The sequence below is a fragment of the uncultured Sphaerotilus sp. genome (assembly GCF_963924895.1).
In the GTDB taxonomy this organism is placed as follows: Bacteria; Pseudomonadota; Gammaproteobacteria; order Burkholderiales; family Burkholderiaceae_C; genus Sphaerotilus.
Genome location: NZ_CAWURG010000003.1, coordinates 30,286 through 48,527, shown reverse-complemented (window position 1 = coordinate 48,527; position 18,242 = coordinate 30,286). Strand labels below are relative to the sequence as shown.

Below are 18,242 nucleotides of genomic sequence, written 5' to 3'. Positions count from 1 at the left end.
TCAGCAGATTCGGCAGATTCAGTAGATCAACCGATCCGGCCGGATATCGCGCAGGATCGTCGTGGCGATCTCCTCGATCGACTTGTGCGTCGAGGACAGCCAGGCGATCCCGTCGCGCTTCATCATCCGCTCGGCCTCGTTGATCTCGGCGCGGCAGTTCTCCAGCGCGGCGTACTTGCTACCGGGACGGCGCTCGTTGCGGATCTGGCTCAGGCGGTCGGCGTCGATGGTCAGGCCGAAGCATTTTTTCTTGTGCGGCTTGAGCATGGTGGGCAGGCTGTCGCGCTCGAAGTCCTCGGGGATCAGCGGGCAGTTGGCGGCCTTGATGCCGTGCTGCATCGCCAGATAGAGCGAGGTCGGCGTCTTGCCGCAGCGGCTCACGCCCACCAGGATCACGTCCGCTTCGGCCAGATTGCGCGCCGACTGGCCGTCGTCATGGGCGAGCGAGAAGTTGATCGCCTCGATGCGGTCGTGGTACTCCTGACTCTTGGCCACGTCCGAGAAGCGCCCGACCCGGTGGTTGCTCTTGACGCCCAGTTCGATCTCGATCGGCTCGACGAAGGTGCGGAACATGTCCAGCACCAGCGCGTTGCACTGCGCGCTGAGCAGGTCGCGCACATCGTTCTTGGCCAGGGTCAGGAAGACGATCGGGCGCTGACCTTCCTGCATCGCCAGCTGGTTGATCTCCTTGACGACGTCCTCTGCCTTTTCCTGGGTGTCGATGAAGGGGCGGCGGATGTGGCGGTGCTTGGCCGGGAACTGGGCCATGATCGATTTGCCGAAGGTTTCGGCGGTGATGCCGGTGCCATCGGAGACGAAGAAAACTGTGCGGTTGGGCATGAATGTGATCGCATGAAATGGGTACAGGCGAGGTGCATCATAGGCCGGCCTGCCCCTAGAATGGCACCCAATCGCTTCTCGCCATGCCACGCCCGATCCCCCTCTCACACGAACAACCACCACAAAGCGGGTGGGGGATGACGGCTGGCGTTCGTCGCAGGGAAGCCCCAGGTTTTTTACATCATGGAGCTTTGTCATGTCTTCAACCTCTCTGGCGACCGCCCTGGTAGTTCCCTTCGAACACCTGCGCATGACCGACGTCGACACCGTCGGCGGCAAGAACTCTTCTCTCGGTGAAATGATCAGCCAGCTCGCCGCCTCCGGCGTGCGGGTGCCCGGTGGTTTTGCCACCACCGCCCAGGCCTTCCGCGAGTTCCTCACGGCCAGCCACCTGACCGAAAAGATCAACGCCCGCCTGGACGCGCTGAACACCGACGACGTCCGTGCACTGGCCGAAGCCGGTGCCGAGATCCGCGGCTGGGTCGAGTCCGCGCCGTTCCCGGCCGACTTCGAGGCGCAGATCCGCGCCGAGTTCATCAAGCTCACCGAGGGCAACCCCGGTGCGTCCTTCGCCGTGCGCTCGTCCGCGACCGCGGAAGACCTGCCGGACGCCTCCTTCGCCGGCCAGCAGGAGTCCTTCCTGAACGTCGTCGGCATCGACAGCGTGCTGCACAAGATCCGCGAAGTGTTCGCGTCGCTCTACAACGACCGCGCGATCTCCTACCGCGTCCACAAGGGCTTCGCGCACGCCGACGTCGCGCTGTCGGCCGGCATCCAGCGCATGGTGCGTTCGGACCTGGGCGCGGCGGGCGTCATGTTCACGATGGACACCGAATCCGGCTTCCAGGACGTCGTCTTCATCACCTCCAGCTACGGTCTGGGCGAGACGGTGGTGCAGGGCGCCGTCAATCCGGACGAGTTCTACGTGCACAAGCCGACGCTGCGCAATGGCAAGGCCGCCGTGATCCGCCGCAATCTGGGCTCCAAGCTGATCCGCATGGAGTTCGCGACGCCCGAGGAAAAGGCCGCTACCGGCAAGCTGGTGCGCACCGTCGACACGCCGCCCGAGATGCGCAACCGCTACTCGCTGAACGACGCTGACGTGACCGAGCTGGCCCGCTACGCGCTGATCATCGAGAAGCACTACGGCCGCCCGATGGACATCGAGTGGGGCAAGGACGGCAGCGATGGTCTGCTCTACATCCTGCAGGCGCGTCCCGAGACCGTGAAGAGCCAGATGGGCGGCAAGGTCGAGCACCGCTACAAGCTCAAGAGCAGCACCGACCGCACCATCCTCGCCGAAGGCCGCGCCATTGGCCAGAAGATCGGCACCGGCCCCGTGCGCCTGGTCCACTCGATCGCCGAGATGGAGCGTGTGCAGCCCGGCGACGTGCTGGTCACCGACATGACCGACCCGAACTGGGAACCGGTGATGAAGCGCGCCGCCGCCATCGTCACCAACCGTGGCGGGCGCACCTGCCACGCGGCGATCATTGCGCGTGAACTCGGCATCCCGGCGGTCGTCGGCTGCGGCGACGCCACCGAGCACCTGAAGGACGGCCAGCTCGTCACCGTGGCCTGCTCGGAAGGCGACACCGGCTTCATCTACGACGGCCTGCTCGACATGGAGGTCAGCGAGGTGCAGCGCGGTGAACTGCCGTACTCGCCGGTCAAGATCATGATGAACGTGGGCAACCCGCAGCTCGCCTTCGACTTCTGCCAGATGCCGAACTCGGGCGTGGGCCTGGCCCGCCTCGAATTCATCATCAACAACAACATCGGTGTCCACCCGAAGGCGATCCTCGACTACCCGAACATCGACCCCGACCTGAAGAAGGCGGTCGAATCGGTGGCGCGTGGCCACGCCAGCCCGCGGGCGTTCTACGTCGACAAGCTGGTCGAAGGCATCTCCACCATCGCCGCGGCCTTCTGGCCCAAGCCGGTGATCGTGCGCCTGTCGGACTTCAAGTCGAACGAGTACCGCAAGCTGATCGGCGGCAGCCGCTACGAGCCGGAAGAAGAGAACCCGATGCTGGGCTTCCGCGGCGCGGCGCGCTACGTCAGCGCCGAGTTCGGTGAAGCGTTCGCGATGGAGTGCGAGGCGATGCGCCGCGTGCGCGGGGACATGGGTCTGACCAACGTCGAGATCATGGTGCCCTTCGTGCGCACGCTGAAGCAGGCCGAGCGCGTCGTCGGGATGCTCGCGGACCAGGGCCTCAAGCGGGGCCAGGACGGTCTGCGCATCATCATGATGTGCGAGATCCCGAGCAACGCCATCCTGGCCGAGCAGTACCTGGAGTTCTTCGACGGCATGTCCATCGGCTCGAACGACCTGACCCAGCTCACGCTCGGCCTGGACCGTGACTCGGGTCTGGAAATCCTCGCCGCCGACTTCGACGAGCGCGATCCGGCCGTCAAGGCGCTGATCTCGCGTGCGATCGCCGCTTGCCGCGCACACGGCAAGTACATCGGCATCTGCGGTCAAGGGCCCAGCGACCACCCCGACTTCGCCGACTGGCTGGCGCAGGAGGGCATCGTGTCGATCTCGCTGAACCCGGACTCGGTCGTCGAGACCTGGCAGCGTCTGGCCAAGCGCTGACCGCGGACCGACGCTCCCCCTGAGGCGACGCTGGTCGCCTCGATCCCCACAGCCCACCCGTCCCGGTGGGCTGTTGCATTGCGTGGTTCGTCTTGGTGTCATTCCTGTGGCGGCCCTGACAAGGGCTGCGCACAATTCGCACCAGAGGTGATTGCATGGACGACAGGAAACACGACGGCCCCCCGAAGCGGACCTATTGGCACCGGGTGTGCCTGTGGACGCTGCTGGGGCTGGGACTGTGGTTCGGCGTCACCTTCGGCGTGTCCTGGTGGGCGCACGCGCTCGATGCCTGGAAAGTCGGGCGCATGCCGGCCGGCTACTGGTGGGCCACGCAGGGCGCGATTGGCGTCTACCTGCTGATCATCGTCGGCCATGCCTGGCTGATGGACCGTCTGGAGCGCGAGGTCCTGACCGACGGTGATTCCCGCCATGGATGATCCGAGGCTGGGGGCGTCCGAGGAGACGCGGGTCTTCACGCGGGTGCTGTTCCGGCGATATGCGGTCTATACGCTGGGGGTGCTCCTGTTCATCCTCGGGCTGGGGGCGATGGAGCGGATGGGCTGGCCGCGCAGCTGGATCGGCGGCACCTTCCTGATCGCCACGGTGGCGGTCTATGCGGCGATCGGCCTGATGTCGCGCACGACGGACGAGGCGGAGTACTACGTCGCCGGCCGCCGCGTGCCGGCGATCTTCAATGGCATGGCAACGGCCGCGGACTGGATGTCGGCGGCGTCCTTCATCGGCACGGCCGGCGTGCTCTATCTGCAGGGCTTTGCCGGTCTGGCCTACATCCTGGGCTGGACGGGCGGCTACTGCCTCGTGGCGCTGCTGCTGGCGCCGTATCTGCGCCGACTCGGTTTCTTCACCATTCCCGAGTTCCTGGGCGCCCGCTACGGTGGTGAGCTGCCGCGCCTGGTCGGTGTCGTGGCGGTCACGCTGGTGTCCTTCGTCTACGTCGTGGTCCAGATCTACGGGGTGGGGCTCATCACCTCGCACCTGACCGGTTTCAGCTTCGAGATCGGCATCTTCGTCGGCCTCGGCGGCGTGCTGGTGTGTTCCTTCCTCGGCGGCATGCGTGCGGTGACGTGGACGCAGGTGGCGCAATACATCATCCTGATCCTGGCCTACCTGACGCCGGTGGTGTGGATGTCGCTGAACCAGACCGGTAGCCCGTTTCCGCTCTTTTCGTACGGGCAGCAGCTGGAGCACGTCACCCAGCGCGAAGAGGTGTTCAAGAACGACCCGGCGGAACTCGCCGTGATCCGGCAACTACAAGTGCGTGCGGACGATGCGCTGCGCAAGCTGGCCGATGTGCGTCAGGCGATGGTCGACGATGCCGAGACGCTGTCCGCCCAGGTCAAGGCGCTGCAGACCGCGGATTCCGAGCCATCGCGGGTGCAGCAGGCCGAGCGTCGGCTGCTGAGTCGCCCGCAGACGGAAAGCGCCGCCCGCTCCACCTACCAGCATGAATACGACGATGCCCGGCAGCGGGCCCTGCCGCTGGGTGGCATGCCGCCCCAGGCGCAGCCGATTGCCGCTGGCAATCCGCGGGGGGATGTGGCCGCGCGGGAGGCCTATGAAGTGGGGCGCCGCAATTTCCTGGCGCTGGTGCTGTGCCTGATGCTGGGCACCGCCGCGATGCCGCACGTGCTGACGCGCTACTACACGACACCGTCGGTCAGCGAGGCGCGGCGGTCGGTGGCGTGGTCGCTGTTCTTCATCGCGCTGCTGTATCTGGCCGCGCCGGCACTGGCGGTGATGGTCAAGTACGAGGTGTTCACCAATCTGATCGGTACCCCCTTCGATCAATTGCCGGGCTGGATCCGGCGCTGGTCCAAGCTCGATCCCACGCTGGTGTCGGTCGAGGACATCAACGGCGACGGCCTGTTGCAGCTGGCCGAGCTGCACCTCGGCGGCGACGTCATCGTGCTGGCGGCGCCCGAGATCGGCGGGCTGCCGCTGGTGGTGACCTACCTGGTGGCTGCGGGTGGCTTGGCGGCGGCACTGTCCACGGCGGACGGGCTATTGCTGACGATCTCGAACGCCCTGTCGCACGACCTGTACTACCGGCTCATCAATCCGCGTGCGCCGGCAATGCGGCGCGTGATGCTGTCGAAGTTCCTGGTGCTGGTGGTGGCGCTGCTGGCCGCGTTCATCGCGTCCATGCGGTTCGCGGACATCCTGCAGTTCGTGGCCGCGGCGTTTTCGCTCGCGGCCGCGACCTTCTTTCCGGCGCTGGTGATGGGGATTTTCTGGCGCCGCGCCAACCGGGTCGGCGCCGTGCTGGGCATGTTGTCGGGCCTGGGCGTGTGCACCTACTACATGGTCACCAACCATGAACTGCTGCGCCGTGTGTTCGGGATCACGCGGGCGGTACAGGACTGCGCGTGGTGGGGCATCGATCCGATGGCCGCAGGCGTGTTCGGGGCACCCGCTGGCGCGCTGGTGCTGGTGATCGCCAGCCTGCTGACGCCTCCGCCAGGGCCGGCCGAGCAGGCGGTGGTGGACCGCCTGCGCACGCCTGGGTGGTCGTGACGGGGTCCGAATCCGACTGATTCCAGAAACGCGCTACAATCGCAGGCTTTTCTCTTGCTGCACCCGTTTCTTGACGCGACGGGGCGGCTTCCGCAACAGGAATCCATGAGGAGTATCCATGCGTCACTATGAAATCGTGCTGCTGGTCCATCCGGACCAGAGCGAGCAAGTTCCGGCCATGCTGGAGCGTTACAAGGCTCTGGTGGCCGCGTCCGGTGGTCAGATCCACCGTGTCGAAGACTGGGGTCGCTTCCAGTTGGCTTACCTGATCAACAAGCTGGCCAAGGCGCACTACCTGTGCCTGAACATCGAATGCAGCAAGGAAACCCTGGCTGAAATCGAAACCGGCTTCCGCTTCAACGACGCAGTCCTGCGCCACCTGACGGTTCGTCGCGACAAGGCCGAAACCGGTCCTTCGTCGATGATGAAGCGCGTGGAAAAGGAAGAAGCGCGCAAGTCGTCGTCCCAGCAGGAAACGAGCAACTGATGTCGGCAGACGCCTGCCACGCTCCGATGGTCAACCAGGTGCTGCTTGCAGCCCAGGTCGTCGAGCGTGCGGCCATGCGCTATACCCCGGCAGGTCTGCCGGCGCTGGATGTGCGGCTGGCTCACGCCTCGCAGATCGAGCACGCCGGACACCCCAGGCAGGTCAGCGTGGAAATCCACGCGACGGCCCTCGGGGACACTGCCCGCCAGCTCGAAAGGCTGGCCGTCGGTGAATCCGCGGTCTTCCACGGATTCCTGGGCAAGCAGCGCAGCGGTCGAGGCGTCATGTTCCACATCCGTCAGCTCGACACCAGTCCCAACGTTCCAGTATTGACTTAGGAGGTTGTCATGCCCCCGCCACGTGGTAAGTTTTCCAAGGACCGCAAGGTCAAGCGCAACCAGCAATCCCTGCTGTTCAAGCGCAAGCGTTTCTGCCGCTTCACCGTCGCCGGTGTCGAATCGATCGATTACAAGGATCTCGACATCCTGCGTGATTTCGTCGGCGAGAATGGCAAGATCACCCCGGCCCGCCTGACCGGCACCCGTGCGATCTACCAGCGTCAGCTGACCACCGCGATCAAGCGTGCGCGCTTCCTCGCGATGCTGCCGTACAGCGACCAGCACAAGGTCTGAGGAGTCCGGTATGCAAGTGATCCTGCTCGAAAAAGTGGCCAACCTCGGCACCCTGGGTGACGTGGTCAAGGTCAAGGACGGCTACGCCCGCAATTTCCTGATCCCGACCGGTGCTGCACGTCGTGCCACCGAAAAGGCCATCAAGGAATTCGAAGTCCGCCGCGCCGAACTCGAAAAAGTGCTGGCTGACAAGCTGGCTGCCGCACAGGCCGAAGGCGAAAAGCTGGCTGGCAAGACCGTCACCATCGCCCAGAAGGCCGGTGTCGATGGCCGTCTGTTCGGTTCCGTGACCAACGCCGACGTCGCCGAGGCCCTCAAGGCCTCCGGTTTCGTCGTCGCCAAGGCCCAGGTCCGCATGCCCAATGGCCCGCTGAAGGTCGTTGGTTCGCAGACCGTGGCGGTTGCGCTGCACCATGACGTCGTGGTCGATGTGACCGTGGCGGTTGTCGGCGCGACGGACTGATCCCAGTCTGAGTGCCCGCGCCGTGCTCGCCACGGCGCTTCTGAAGGCCGGCGCAAGCCGGCCTTTTCCATTTGGTCTGTCCACAGCCCGCCTCCCGACCTATCATCGAACGATGTCTTCCCTGTCATCCGGATCCATGATGCCGTCCTCCCGGGGCGGTGACGACGAGGTCGCGCGACTGCGCGTGCCTCCCCACTCGGTCGAGGCCGAACAGAGCGTGCTGGGCGGTCTGCTGCTCGACAACAGCGCGTCCGACCGCGCCGGTGACCTGCTCACCGACAACGATTTCTACCGCTACGAACACAAGCTGATCTACGCGGCCATCATGGCCCTCATCAGCGGCAACAAGCCCGCCGACGTGATCACGGTGTTCGAGCACCTGCAGAGCCTGGGCAAGTCCGACGACGTGGGCGGTCTGGGCTATCTGAACGCGCTGGCCAACAGCGTGCCTGGCGCGGCCAACCTGCGCCGGTACGCCGAGATCGTCCGCGAGCGGGCCATCCTGCGCAAACTGGTCGAGACCAGCGACGAGATCGCCACCAAGGCGCTCAATCCGCAGGGCACGCCGGTGTCGATCATCCTTGACGAGGCCGAAAGCAAGATCTTCAAGATCGGCGAGGAAGGCTCGCGCAACAAGCAGGGCTTCCATTCGCTCGACAACCTGGTCGTCTCGCTGATCGACCGCGTGCAGGAGTTGGCCGACAGCGGCGCAGGCGAAGTGACCGGCGTTCCGAGCGGTTTCATCGACCTCGACCGCATGACGGCGGGATTCCAGGGCGGCGATCTGATCATCCTGGCGGCGCGGCCCTCGATGGGCAAGGCGCAACCGCTGGATGCCCGCGTGCGCACCCGCGGCGGCTGGAAGGCGATGGGCGAATTGGTGGTCGGTGATGCGCTGGCCTCCGTGGATGGCCGGCCGTCGATCGTCACCGGTGTTTATCCACAGGGTGTTCGTCAGGCCTACCGAATCACTTTCTCGGATGGTCGATCGACCGAATGTTGTGCGGAACATCTCTGGCGTGTTTCCACCTCGGCAGACAGTACGCCCAGGATTCTGTCCACTCGGGATGTGATGCTGGGGTTGAAGGACCATGGGCCGGAACATTGGTGGATCGAGTGCGCCAGCGGTGAGTTCGGGCAGTCCGATGTGTCGACACCGGCACCGTACCGCCTGGGAAGGCAGGTTGCTGCAGGGCATGTGGCCCGCATTCCCCGTGAATATCTGGAGGCACGCAGGTCTGTTCGCTCTGAACTGGTGCAGGGCTTGCTGTGTGGCTTGCCTATCGGATCGGAGCGTGTTCGGGTCGGTGCTGAACGGGTCGAGTTGTCGGTTGGTAGCCAGTTGTTGGCTACCGATGTCGCCGAACTGGTGCGCTCGTTGGGTGGCTGGTGTGCAATCAGACGGGAGTCGGGCTCCACGGTTTGCCAGATCACCCCATCGGTGAAGCGCCTGACCATCACCTCGATCGAGGCGACCCGCGAGACGGTCTGCCAGTGCATCTCCGTCAGTCACCCTGAGCGGCTCTACATCACGGACCAGGACATCGTCACCCACAACACGGCCTTCGCGCTCAACATCGCCGAACACGTCGCCGTCAAGGAGCGCAAGCCGGTCGTCGTGTTCTCGATGGAAATGGGCGCATCCCAATTGGCCCTGCGGATGGTCGGCTCGCTCGGCCGCATCGATCAGCAGCATCTGCGCACCGGCGCGCTGAACGACGACGAGTGGGGGCGGCTGTCCGAGGTGCTGGACCTGCTGCACGGTGTGCACCTGTTCATCGACGAAACGCCGGCGCTGACACCGGGTGAAGTGCGGGCGCGGGCGCGGCGGCAGGCGCGGCAGTTCGGCCAGCTCGGCCTGATCGTGGTGGACTACCTGCAGCTCATGAGCGGCTCCGGCTCCAGCAGCGGTGAAAACCGGGCGACCGAGATCAGCGAGATTTCGCGTGGTCTGAAGGCGCTGGCCAAGGAGCTGCAGTGCCCCGTGATTGCGCTGTCGCAGCTCAACCGGTCGGTGGAAACACGCACCGACAAGCGGCCGATGATGAGCGACCTGCGCGAATCTGGTGCAATCGAACAGGATGCCGACGTCATCATGTTCATCTACCGCGACGACTACTACAACAAGGACTCGAAGGAGCCGGGGGTGGCGGAGATCGTGATCGGCAAGCAGCGGAATGGCCCGGTGGGCACGGTCAAGCTGGCGTTCATGAAGCCGCTGACCAAGTTCGAGAATCTGGCGCCCGGCAGCTACGGCGGCGAATACTGACCAGTAGCCGGACACACGCGTATGAAAAAGGGGCCTCGCGGCCCCTTCGACGTTGTGGGAACGCCGTGGGTCAGTCGTCGCTGCCGAAGCCGATGCCGAAGAGCATCAGCAGGTTCTGGAACACGTTGTAGAGGTCCAGGTACAGCGCCAGCGTCGCGCTGATGTAGTTGGTCTCGCCGCCGTCGATGATGCGGCGGATGTCGTAGAGCATGAAGGCCGAGAAGATGCCGATGGCCAGCACCGACAGCGCCATCATCACCGCGCTGGACTGCACGAACAGGTTGATGGCCATCGCCACCATCAGCACGACGGCGCCGACGAACAGGAACTGGCCCATGCCCGACAGGTCGCGCTTGATCACGCTGGCCAGTGCGGCCATTGCGAAGAACACACCCGCCGTGCCACCGAAGGCCAGCATGACCACCGAGGCCCCATTGGACATGCCCAGCACGAAGGCCAGCATCCGCGAGAGCATCAGCCCCATGAAGAAGGTGAAGCCGAGCAGCACGCCCACGCCCGCGGCCGAGTGCTTGGTCTTCTCGATGGCGAACATGAAGCCGAAGGCGCCGGCCAGGAACAGGACCATCGACAGGCCATTGCCCATCGTGGCGAGCAGGCCGGTGGACACGCCGATCCAGGCGCCCAGCACGGTGGGCACCATCGACGCGGCGAGCAGCAGATAGGTGTTGCGCAGCACGCGGTTCTGCTGCGCAGCCAGCGCGCCTTGACCAGACGCGCCGGGGAAGGTGGGCAGGCGTTCGTTCATGGAACCTCCAGACGGTTGTGAAGAAGATGTTGCGGTTTGTTGGAGCCCGCAGGGTCAGTTTAGTTCCGGGCCGTGCGCCACGGGAAGCGGCGCGGTAAAGTGCGACGCTTTGTATTTCGCAACCGGACAACAGGACCGATCCATGAAGACCAAGCCCGTACTGACGCTGGACGATACCCGCCGCATCGCCCAGGCTGCTGAAGCCGAGGCCGTGCGCAACCATTGGGCGGTGACGATCGCGATCGCCGATGACGGCGGCCACCTGCTGTGGCTGCAGCGTCTGGATGGCGCCGCACCGCTGTCGGCCCACATCGCGCCGGCCAAGGCCCACACGGCCGCGCTGGGGCAGCGTGAGTCGCGCGTCTATGAAGAGATGATCAACCAGGGGCGCTATTCGTTTCTGAGCGTGCCCGCGGTGGAAGGCCTGCTGGAAGGCGGCGTGCCGATCATGGTGCAGGGCGTCTGTGTCGGCGCCGTCGGGGTCAGCGGGGTGAAGTCGAGCGAGGATGCGCAGGTGGCGCGCGCCGGCATTGCCGCACTCGTGACGGGCGCCTGAGCCGTGGTGGGGCCTGATGTCGAAGTCAAGGTGCTGGATGCCCGTCTGCAGGGCTGGGGGCTGCCGCGCTACCAGAGCGAGCAGGCCGCCGGGATCGACCTGATCGCCTGCCTGGACGCGCCGCTGGAGATCCATCCGCAGGCGCCAGCGCAACTGGTGCCCACCGGACTGGCGCTGCACATGAACAGTGCGGGCTTCTGTGCGGTGATCGTGCCGCGCTCGGGCCTCGGCCACAAGAAGGGGCTGATCCTGGGCAACAGCATCGGCGTCATCGATGCGGACTACATGGCGCAGTGCTATGTGAGCGTCTGGAACCGAAATCCGTCGGGGGAGCCAATCGTCATCCAGCCGGGCGACCGGATTGCGCAGATGCTGTTCGTGCCGATCCTGCGGCCGCGGCTGGTGGTCGTGGAGGAGTTCGCCGCCAGCAGCGAGCGGGGTGTGGGTGGATTCGGTTCGACCGGTGTCGCCAGCACACCCGCCTGAGCGGGTGGCGTGAACGGGGCAGGGTGGGTCAGTGCAGGGTCGTGCCGGGCGGCACCACGCTGAACAGGCCGCCTTCGCCCTCACCGTCGCCGACGCTGCCCTGGGCGATCTCGGCCTCGGTCGCCTCGCGCACGTCGCGGACCTCCAGTTGCAGAACGAGCGCCACGCCGGCCAACGGGTGGTTGCCGTCGAGCACCACGTGGGTGTCGTAGACCTCGGTGACGGTGTAAATGACGTCTGCGGGCATGTCGGGTGTCGCGCTGCCGGGCGGCGGTCCCTCGAACTGCATGCCGGGCGAGACCTCGTCCGGGAAGATGCTGCGCTCTTCGAAGAACACGAGTTCGGCGTGGTATTCGCCGAAGGCATGTTCCGGCTCCAGGTGGAGCGTGTTCTGGTAACCGACGCCCTGGTCGGTCAGGACTTCTTCGACCTTGGCGAACAGGTCGTCGCCACCGAAATAGAACTCGACGGGGTCGCCGAGGTCGTCGATCAGTTGGCCGTGGGCGTCTTCGAGTCGCCAGGTCAGGCTGACGACGCAAGGGGCTGATATCTGCATGGGCGACATCATCTCATGCGCGCGCGCCCGCGAGCGCCGCCCGGCGGACCGGCACAATGTCGGGATGAACCAATCTTCCGGCCTCTCGCTGCGGCAGCACCCCGATGCCGCCGTCCCTCCGCTCGATCAACCCGCCGTGCTGCTGGGTGGTCTGAGCCCGACTGAATTCATGCAACAGCACTGGCAACGCGCGCCGCTGCTGGTGCGCCAGGCCTTTCCGGGCGTCCAGCCGCCGCTGACGCGCGCCGACCTCTTCAAGCTGGCCGAAAGCGAGGAGGTGGAGTCCCGCCTCGTGACGCGCCGCGGGCGGGGTGCCGACGAGGTCTGGAGCCTGGACCGTGGCCCGCTGGCGCGGCGCCGCCTGCCGGCGCTGAAGCAGCCGGACTGGACGGTGCTGGTCCAGGGGCTGGATCTGCATCTGCCGAGTGCCCAGGCGATGCTGACGCCGTTCCGCTTCATTCCACAGGCGCGGCTCGACGATCTGATGGTCTCCTGGGCAGCGGAAGGCGGCGGCGTCGGTCCGCATTTCGACTCCTATGACGTGTTCCTGATCCAGGTGCAGGGCCAGCGCCGCTGGCGCATCGGCCGCATGGCAGACGCCCGGTTGCGCCCGAACCTGCCGGTCAAGATCATCGAGAACTTCCAGCCCGAGCAGGAATGGGTGCTCTCGCCCGGTGACATGCTCTATCTGCCGCCGGGCTGGGCGCACGATGGCGATGCGGTCGGCGGCGAGTGCATGACCTGCTCCGTGGGCTTCCGTTCGCCGCACCGCTCCGAACTGGCGCGTGAAACACTGCTGCGGCTGGCAGACGCCGTCGAGGATGAGGGAGACGAGGGCGTCCGTCCGGTCGTCTATGCGGATCCTGGGCAGGCTGCGACCATGGAGCCTGGGCGCATTCCGCCCGCGCTGGTGCAGTTCGCAGCGGACGGCTTGCGCCGGGTACTGGAGGAGCCGGGTGCGCTGGAGCGGGCGCTGGGCGAATACATGAGCGAGCCCAAGCCGACCGTGAGCTTCGAGTTCGGCGATCCCTTGCCGGCGAACAGCGGGGTGGTGCTCGATGCGCGCAGTTGCATGCTCTACGACGACCACCACGTGTTTATGAATGGGGACTCCTGGCACGCGGCGGATGAGGATGCGCAGGTGCTCCGCCGCCTCGCGGATGCGCGGCAACTGGATGCCGCCACCTTGGCAACCGTGAGCAGCGCCGTGCTCGGATTGCTGGAGCAGTGGTGCGACGACGGCTGGATCCACCCGCTGACGTCGCGTGGATGACACACTTCATGCGCCGGCGCAAGCGAGAAAGCCTTAGTCTGCATGCCGGCGCGTTAGCATGGTCGTCACATAGCAGCCTGATTGCGCCATCCTCTGGGGTGGCCGTGAGCTTTCAGGCGCTTTTGGTCAAGCCGGGGACCGTAAGAAGCCGAGATGGTTTCGTTATGTATAATGGAAGGCTGGGTATGGAAATGCTCGAGCTTTTCATTCCCGTGAAGGCGCTTGATGACTGGATGCTGCTGAAGCAACTTGTCAGAGAGGCCGTCAATTACCGGTAATTGTTAGACTCTTTGACTGAGGAATAAAGCATGAACAAGTCGCTCCTGATGGCCGCCGTGATCGCCGCTGTTGCTCTGGCCGCCTGTGGCAAGAAGGAAGAAGTCGCTCCCGTGGTCGCTCCGGCTGTTGAAGCCGCTGCGTCGATGGCCGCTCCCGCCGCTTCGGCCGTGGCTGATGCCGCTGCTTCGGCTGCCGCCAGCGTTGCTGACGCCGCTTCCGGCGCTGCTGCTGCTGTGGCTGGCGCCGCTTCGGCCGCTGCCGATGCTGCTGCTTCCAAGTAAGCAATCGACCGCAAACGAAAAAGCCGCCGTGAGGCGGCTTTTTTTTGCCTTCTTCCTGATTGGCGCAACCGCTACCAGATGGAAATGGCGGTTGCTGCAGGATAGCGAATTGCTATTCGCTGGCTGAAACCTCAGCGCAACTCGTTGGCGAGTAACTGGACGATATTGCGCGCGCCTTCATCCATGACGGCCGCACCCTTGTCGTCGAGTATCGACAATGAACTCGATGTACCGTTGCCCGAGGTCAACTTCAGGCGGTATCGCGTGCCTTTCAGATCTTCCTTGCGGGCGCCGCTGAATACGCGCGAGAAGAAGCCAGGCTCTTCCTTGCCGGCCAGCTTGGGGTCGACGTAGCGCACCAGGTACTCATTCTGGGCACGGTCACGCTCTTCGACCGTGAAACTGCTGCGGTCCAGCGCCAGGCCGACGCGGCGCCAGCTGCGCTCCAGATTGTCGTCGATCTGCAACACCGTGCCCGTCGATTGATCGACCACCCGCGCACGCGGGGCGGCGGCCGGTGTCGCGCTGACGGAACGGACGGCAGCGTCCACCGCTTTTGCATTGCCGGACTTGCCCAGCTCTTCGGTGCCGGTCAGCCGCAGCATCATCCGGGCCAGCATTTCCGCTTCGAGGCCAGGATCGCTCGGGCGGTTTTGCCAGCGCAGGCCGTCGCCGTTGCGGTCGGTGCCAACCTCTTCGATGCCGCGGTGGCTGATGTAGATCTCGGTGACCGCGCCGTTGCGTTCGACTCGGGTGCGGTAGCGGTCCCGCTCGCCGGTGTCGCGCAGCTTGTCGAGCACCTTGCCCACGGTGCGGCTGACGATGTCCGTCGGCAGTTTGGCCCGGTTCTCTGACCAGTCGGTCTCCATCACGCCCACCTGCGGCGTGTCGGTGACCAGCGTGAACCCGTTGTCCTGCCAGAACGTGCGCAGCGTGTCCCAGACCTGTTCGGGCGTCTTGCGGACGACCAGCCAGCGCTGGTTGCCGGCGCGTTCGATGCGCACGTCGTCGTTCGGTCGCGCCGCCACAGCCGCCGCAGCGGCTGGCGGTGCAGCCGCTTCGGACGTCTGCATCGCGTTGGCGCTGATGGCGCCACCGGCCGGGGGCTGGTAGCGCGGATCGTTGCCCAGCTGTGTCAGGTCCGGCGGGACCTGCAAGGTCGGTGCCGGTGTGGCCGCGGCCGAGCGGTAGTCGATCTTGCTCGACGTGAACGAGTCCGACACGGTTGTGCAGCCGCCCAGGCCACAAGCGAACAGGGCAGCGGCCAGCGAGGCGCGCGCGGGGTGGCGCAGGGACATCAGGTTGCTTTTCATCTCAGAGAATGCCGGCTTCGCGCATGGCGCCTTCGAGGGGCGCGACCAGACTGTCGGACATCGGCACCATCGGCAGGCGCAGCGCGCCGCCACACAGGCCCATGCGCTGCATCGCCCACTTGACCGGCACCGGATTGGGTTCGGCGAACAGCAGCTTGTTCAGCGACAGCAGCTTGAAGTGGATCTCGCGGGCGGTCTGCGCATCCCCCGCCACGGCGGCGCGGCACAGATCGGCCATGGCGCGCGGGGCGATGTTGGCTGTGACGCTCACATTGCCCTGGCCGCCCATCAGCATCAGCGCGATGGCCGTGCCGTCGTCGCCGGAGTAGACGCCGAAGCCCTTCGGCGCGTGCTTGATCAGCCAGCAGGCGCGCTCGATGTTGCCGGTGGCTTCCTTGATGCCGATCACGCCGGGCAGCTTCGCGAGCCGCAGCGCCGTCTCGGGCAGCATGTCTGCAACGGTTCGGCCGGGCACGTTGTAGAGCATCACGGGGATGTCCACGGCTTCCGTGATGGCCTTGAAGTGCTGGAACATGCCTTCCTGCGAAGGCTTGTTGTAGTAAGGGACGACGCTGAGCGTGCAGTCGGCGCCGACTTCCTTGGCGAACTTCGACAGCTCGATGGCCTCGCGGGTCGAGTTGCCGCCAGCGCCTGCCATGACCGGCACGCGGCCGGCGGTCTGCTCGACGGCGACACGGATGATCTCGCAGTGCTCTTCGACCGACACCGTGGGCGATTCGCCGGTGGTGCCGACGACGCCGATGCAGGCCGTGCCTTCGGCGATGTGCCAGTCGATCAGCCGGCGCAGGCTGGGGTAGTCCACGCTGCCGTCTTCATGCATCGGCGTGACGAGTGCGACGATGCTGCCAATGATCGGGTTCATGTGCAATAGTCCTTGTGATTTCGGGATTCTAACTGCCGGGCAAGTGCCATCGATCCGGGTTGCCTGAGGTGTCGGCGGTGGTCTGGCGCACGGCCGCGATGCGTTGAACGAAGCGCGGTGGGCCGTCCAGAAAGCCGTCTTCGTAGGCAATGACCCGCAGTTCTGGCCGAACTTGGTCGAGCAACTCGCCTGGCTGGAGCAGGAAATCGGGCCGCGATGGTTTGCCCACGCTGGCATTGCCGTGCGCGAAGGTCTCGTAGAGCAGCACGCCGCCTGGCGCCACGCTCGCCACGATCCGCGGCAGCAGCGGGCGCCAGAGGTAGTTCGTGACGACGACGGCGTCGAACTGGCGATCCGGCAGCGGCCAGGGACCGTTTTCGATGTCGGCCTGGACCACCTCGGCGGCGATGCCCTGCAGCGTGGCCAAGGCGGACGTGTCCCGGTCGACCGCCGTGACCCGCGCGCCATGCGCCGTGAGCCAACGCACATGGCGGCCGCTGCCGCAGGCGAGGTCGAGCACGCGTGCGCCGTGGCGCAGATTCGGGATCAGGCCGGCGTGGCGGCTGATCCATTCGGAAGGGCTCGGATTCGAATGCAGGTTCAGGTGCGCGCTCAGAAACAGCTCCACAGGCGGTTGCCCAGATCGACGATCAGCGCCGGTTGCAGATAGGCCGCGAACACCAGCCCCAGTGCCGCCGCCACCACGGCGCCGACCAGCAACTGGCGCATTGGCCGTCTCATGCCGGCTGGGCCATCGGTCGGGCGATGGCGGTTTCGCGCACTGGCAGGTTCACCAGCGCGGCGAACACGCCCAGCGCCACGGCGATGCCCCAGACGATGTCGTAGCTGCGAGTGCTGTCGTACAGCAGACCGCCCAGCCAGACCCCCAGGAAGGAGCCGATCTGGTGGCTCAGGAACACGCAGCCGCCCAGCATCGACAGGTACTGCACGCCGAAGATCTGCGCGACGACCGCGTTGGTCGGCGGCACGGTGGACAGCCACAGCACGCCCATCACGGCGGCGAACACATAGACGCTCATCGGTGTCAGCGGCGCGACCAGGAAGGCCACGATCACGACCGAGCGCGCCAGGTAGATGGCAGACAGGATGTGCCGCTTGGACATGCGCTGGCCGAGCGAGCCGGCCGCGTAGGTGCCGACCACATTGAACAGGCCGATCAGCGCCAGCGCGGTCGTTGCCACCTCGGGCGCCATGCCGTGGTCCTTCAGGTAGCTGGGCATGTGGACACCGATGAACACCACCTGGAAGCCGCAGACGAAGTAGCCCGCCATCAGCAGCTGGAAGCTGCGGTAACCCATCGCCTCGCGCAGCGCGGCGCCGATGCTCTGCTGTGGGCGCGTCGGGCCGCCGGGCTGTTGCGGCTCGCGCAGGCCCCAGGCCAGCGGGATGATGACCAGCGCCGCGCAGCCCAGCAGCACCAGCGCCTGCTGCCAGCCCAGGTGGCCGATCAGCCAGTTCTCGACCGGCACCATCAGGAACTGTCCGAAGGAGCCCGCCGCCGCCGCCACGCCCATCGCCCACGAGCGCTTCATCGGATCGATCTGGCGCCCGATCACGCCGTAGACCACGGCGTAGGTCGTGCCGGATTGCGCCATGCCGATCAGCAGCCCGGTGCTGGCAATGAAGGCGGGCCCGGTCGTGGCCTGCGACATCAGCACCAGCCCGCCCGCGTAGAGCAGGCTGCCGCCCATGAGCACGCGGAAGGCGCCGAAGCGGTCCGCCAGCATCCCGGCGATCGGCCCCGCCAGGCCCCAGGACAGGTTCTGCACCGCCATCGCGAAGGAGAAGGTCTGGCGCGTCCAGCCGCGCTCCATGGTGATCGGCGCCAGCCACAGGCCGAAGCCGTGGCGGATGCCCATCGACAGCGTGACGATGAGGGCGCCGCACAGCAGCACCTGGGTCATCGACAGGCGGGCTGGTGCATCCACGGAGAGGGGAGAGGAAACGCGCATCCGGCGGACTGTAGCGAACTTCAATGGCCACTGCTGACACGCAGATGCGCG

At 65.9% G+C, this 18,242-nt stretch carries 20 protein-coding genes; 13 read left to right on the top strand and 7 right to left on the bottom strand.

The features are described 5' to 3' along the window. Positions 1-18: 18 nt before the first annotated feature. The gene (locus AABN02_RS00975) at positions 19-840 is read right to left on the bottom strand and encodes a pyruvate, water dikinase regulatory protein (RefSeq protein WP_338413054.1); all 822 of its coding nucleotides are present in this window, start codon (positions 838-840) and stop codon (positions 19-21) included. Between the two features lie 196 nt (positions 841-1,036). Between AABN02_RS00975 and ppsA the strand changes: the two genes are divergently transcribed. From ppsA to dnaB, 8 genes are all read left to right on the top strand, one after another. Beyond that, the gene (gene ppsA, locus AABN02_RS00970) at positions 1,037-3,439 is read left to right on the top strand and encodes a phosphoenolpyruvate synthase (protein ID WP_338413053.1); all 2,403 of its coding nucleotides are present in this window, start codon (positions 1,037-1,039) and stop codon (positions 3,437-3,439) included. A gap of 155 nt (positions 3,440-3,594) precedes the next feature. Continuing rightward, positions 3,595-3,876, top strand: coding sequence for a sodium/substrate symporter small subunit (locus AABN02_RS00965; protein WP_338413052.1), 282 nt, complete (start codon positions 3,595-3,597; stop codon positions 3,874-3,876). Then, complete coding sequence (locus tag AABN02_RS00960) at positions 3,869-5,974, top strand: sodium:solute symporter family protein (protein ID WP_338413051.1); 2,106 nt, start codon at positions 3,869-3,871, stop codon at positions 5,972-5,974. Before AABN02_RS00965 ends, AABN02_RS00960 begins: the two co-directional genes overlap by 8 nt. Positions 5,975-6,092: 118 nt before the next feature. Then, entirely contained in the window at positions 6,093-6,461 is a 369-nt protein-coding gene (gene rpsF / locus AABN02_RS00955; protein ID WP_179635079.1) for a 30S ribosomal protein S6, read from the top strand. Then, positions 6,461-6,799: a primosomal replication protein N gene (gene priB / locus AABN02_RS00950; RefSeq protein WP_338413050.1), complete on the top strand. Its 339-nt coding sequence runs from the start codon at positions 6,461-6,463 to the stop codon at positions 6,797-6,799. The genes rpsF and priB overlap by 1 nt, the downstream gene beginning before the upstream one ends. A gap of 9 nt (positions 6,800-6,808) precedes the next feature. Continuing rightward, positions 6,809-7,093: a 30S ribosomal protein S18 gene (gene rpsR / locus AABN02_RS00945; protein WP_179635080.1), complete on the top strand. Its 285-nt coding sequence runs from the start codon at positions 6,809-6,811 to the stop codon at positions 7,091-7,093. Between the two features lie 10 nt (positions 7,094-7,103). Next, complete coding sequence (gene rplI / locus AABN02_RS00940; RefSeq protein ID WP_179635081.1) at positions 7,104-7,556, top strand: 50S ribosomal protein L9; 453 nt, start codon at positions 7,104-7,106, stop codon at positions 7,554-7,556. Positions 7,557-7,668: 112 nt separating this feature from the next. Continuing rightward, complete coding sequence (gene dnaB / locus AABN02_RS00935) at positions 7,669-9,825, top strand: replicative DNA helicase (protein WP_338413049.1); 2,157 nt, start codon at positions 7,669-7,671, stop codon at positions 9,823-9,825. 70 nt (positions 9,826-9,895) lie between these two features. Here dnaB and AABN02_RS00930 read toward each other — a convergent pair whose 3' ends face one another. Further along, a complete protein-coding gene (locus AABN02_RS00930; protein ID WP_338413048.1) occupies positions 9,896-10,591 on the bottom strand; it encodes a Bax inhibitor-1 family protein in 696 nt (231 codons plus the stop codon). Positions 10,592-10,733: 142 nt separating this feature from the next. Here AABN02_RS00930 and AABN02_RS00925 point away from each other — a divergent pair, with 142 nt between their 5' ends. After that, a complete protein-coding gene (locus AABN02_RS00925) occupies positions 10,734-11,147 on the top strand; it encodes a heme-binding protein (protein WP_338413047.1) in 414 nt (137 codons plus the stop codon). 6 nt (positions 11,148-11,153) lie between these two features. Further along, positions 11,154-11,633: a dUTP diphosphatase gene (gene dut / locus AABN02_RS00920; protein ID WP_338413046.1), complete on the top strand. Its 480-nt coding sequence runs from the start codon at positions 11,154-11,156 to the stop codon at positions 11,631-11,633. A 28-nt stretch (positions 11,634-11,661) separates the two neighbouring features. Here dut and AABN02_RS00915 read toward each other — a convergent pair whose 3' ends face one another. After that, on the bottom strand, positions 11,662-12,189 hold the full coding sequence (locus tag AABN02_RS00915) for a peptidylprolyl isomerase (RefSeq protein ID WP_338413045.1): 528 nt from the start codon (positions 12,187-12,189) through the stop codon (positions 11,662-11,664). A gap of 64 nt (positions 12,190-12,253) precedes the next feature. On the opposite strand from AABN02_RS00915, the gene AABN02_RS00910 reads away from it, so the two are divergent. Genes AABN02_RS00910 through AABN02_RS00900 form a run of 3 tightly spaced genes read left to right on the top strand, consistent with a single transcriptional unit; the run spans position 12,254 to position 14,022 of the window. Next, a complete protein-coding gene (locus AABN02_RS00910; protein WP_338413044.1) occupies positions 12,254-13,462 on the top strand; it encodes a cupin domain-containing protein in 1,209 nt (402 codons plus the stop codon). Positions 13,463-13,470: 8 nt separating this feature from the next. Continuing rightward, on the top strand, positions 13,471-13,740 hold the full coding sequence (locus AABN02_RS00905) for a hypothetical protein (RefSeq protein ID WP_338413043.1): 270 nt from the start codon (positions 13,471-13,473) through the stop codon (positions 13,738-13,740). 30 nt (positions 13,741-13,770) lie between these two features. After that, complete coding sequence (locus AABN02_RS00900; protein WP_338413042.1) at positions 13,771-14,022, top strand: hypothetical protein; 252 nt, start codon at positions 13,771-13,773, stop codon at positions 14,020-14,022. 131 nt (positions 14,023-14,153) lie between these two features. Here AABN02_RS00900 and bamC read toward each other — a convergent pair whose 3' ends face one another. From bamC to AABN02_RS00880, 4 genes are all read right to left on the bottom strand, one after another. Then, complete coding sequence (bamC, locus tag AABN02_RS00895; protein ID WP_338413041.1) at positions 14,154-15,335, bottom strand: outer membrane protein assembly factor BamC; 1,182 nt, start codon at positions 15,333-15,335, stop codon at positions 14,154-14,156. A gap of 1 nt (position 15,336) precedes the next feature. After that, positions 15,337-16,218, bottom strand: a complete 882-nt coding sequence (gene dapA, locus AABN02_RS00890) for a 4-hydroxy-tetrahydrodipicolinate synthase (RefSeq protein ID WP_338413040.1) — start codon at positions 16,216-16,218, stop codon at positions 15,337-15,339. Between the two features lie 28 nt (positions 16,219-16,246). Further along, positions 16,247-16,846, bottom strand: a complete 600-nt coding sequence (locus AABN02_RS00885; protein WP_338413039.1) for a class I SAM-dependent methyltransferase — start codon at positions 16,844-16,846, stop codon at positions 16,247-16,249. A gap of 109 nt (positions 16,847-16,955) precedes the next feature. After that, on the bottom strand, positions 16,956-18,191 hold the full coding sequence (locus AABN02_RS00880) for an MFS transporter (RefSeq protein WP_338413038.1): 1,236 nt from the start codon (positions 18,189-18,191) through the stop codon (positions 16,956-16,958). Positions 18,192-18,242: the final 51 nt, after the last annotated feature.

Excerpts from the sequence above, each read along its gene's own strand:
- AABN02_RS00975 (WP_338413054.1), bottom strand. The coding sequence starts at position 840 with ATGCCCAACCGCACAGTTTTCTTCGTCTCCGATGGCACCGGCATCACC.
- ppsA (WP_338413053.1), top strand. The coding sequence starts at position 1,037 with ATGTCTTCAACCTCTCTGGCGACCGCCCTGGTAGTTCCCTTCGAACAC.
- AABN02_RS00965 (WP_338413052.1), top strand. The coding sequence starts at position 3,595 with ATGGACGACAGGAAACACGACGGCCCCCCGAAGCGGACCTATTGGCAC.
- AABN02_RS00960 (WP_338413051.1), top strand. The coding sequence starts at position 3,869 with ATGGATGATCCGAGGCTGGGGGCGTCCGAGGAGACGCGGGTCTTCACG.
- rpsF (WP_179635079.1), top strand. The coding sequence starts at position 6,093 with ATGCGTCACTATGAAATCGTGCTGCTGGTCCATCCGGACCAGAGCGAG.
- priB (WP_338413050.1), top strand. The coding sequence starts at position 6,461 with ATGTCGGCAGACGCCTGCCACGCTCCGATGGTCAACCAGGTGCTGCTT.
- rpsR (WP_179635080.1), top strand. The coding sequence starts at position 6,809 with ATGCCCCCGCCACGTGGTAAGTTTTCCAAGGACCGCAAGGTCAAGCGC.
- rplI (WP_179635081.1), top strand. The coding sequence starts at position 7,104 with ATGCAAGTGATCCTGCTCGAAAAAGTGGCCAACCTCGGCACCCTGGGT.
- dnaB (WP_338413049.1), top strand. The coding sequence starts at position 7,669 with ATGTCTTCCCTGTCATCCGGATCCATGATGCCGTCCTCCCGGGGCGGT.
- AABN02_RS00930 (WP_338413048.1), bottom strand. The coding sequence starts at position 10,591 with ATGAACGAACGCCTGCCCACCTTCCCCGGCGCGTCTGGTCAAGGCGCG.
- AABN02_RS00925 (WP_338413047.1), top strand. The coding sequence starts at position 10,734 with ATGAAGACCAAGCCCGTACTGACGCTGGACGATACCCGCCGCATCGCC.
- AABN02_RS00915 (WP_338413045.1), bottom strand. The coding sequence starts at position 12,189 with ATGCAGATATCAGCCCCTTGCGTCGTCAGCCTGACCTGGCGACTCGAA.
- AABN02_RS00910 (WP_338413044.1), top strand. The coding sequence starts at position 12,254 with ATGAACCAATCTTCCGGCCTCTCGCTGCGGCAGCACCCCGATGCCGCC.
- AABN02_RS00905 (WP_338413043.1), top strand. The coding sequence starts at position 13,471 with ATGCGCCGGCGCAAGCGAGAAAGCCTTAGTCTGCATGCCGGCGCGTTA.
- AABN02_RS00900 (WP_338413042.1), top strand. The coding sequence starts at position 13,771 with ATGAACAAGTCGCTCCTGATGGCCGCCGTGATCGCCGCTGTTGCTCTG.
- bamC (WP_338413041.1), bottom strand. The coding sequence starts at position 15,335 with ATGAAAAGCAACCTGATGTCCCTGCGCCACCCCGCGCGCGCCTCGCTG.
- dapA (WP_338413040.1), bottom strand. The coding sequence starts at position 16,218 with ATGAACCCGATCATTGGCAGCATCGTCGCACTCGTCACGCCGATGCAT.
- AABN02_RS00880 (WP_338413038.1), bottom strand. The coding sequence starts at position 18,191 with ATGCGCGTTTCCTCTCCCCTCTCCGTGGATGCACCAGCCCGCCTGTCG.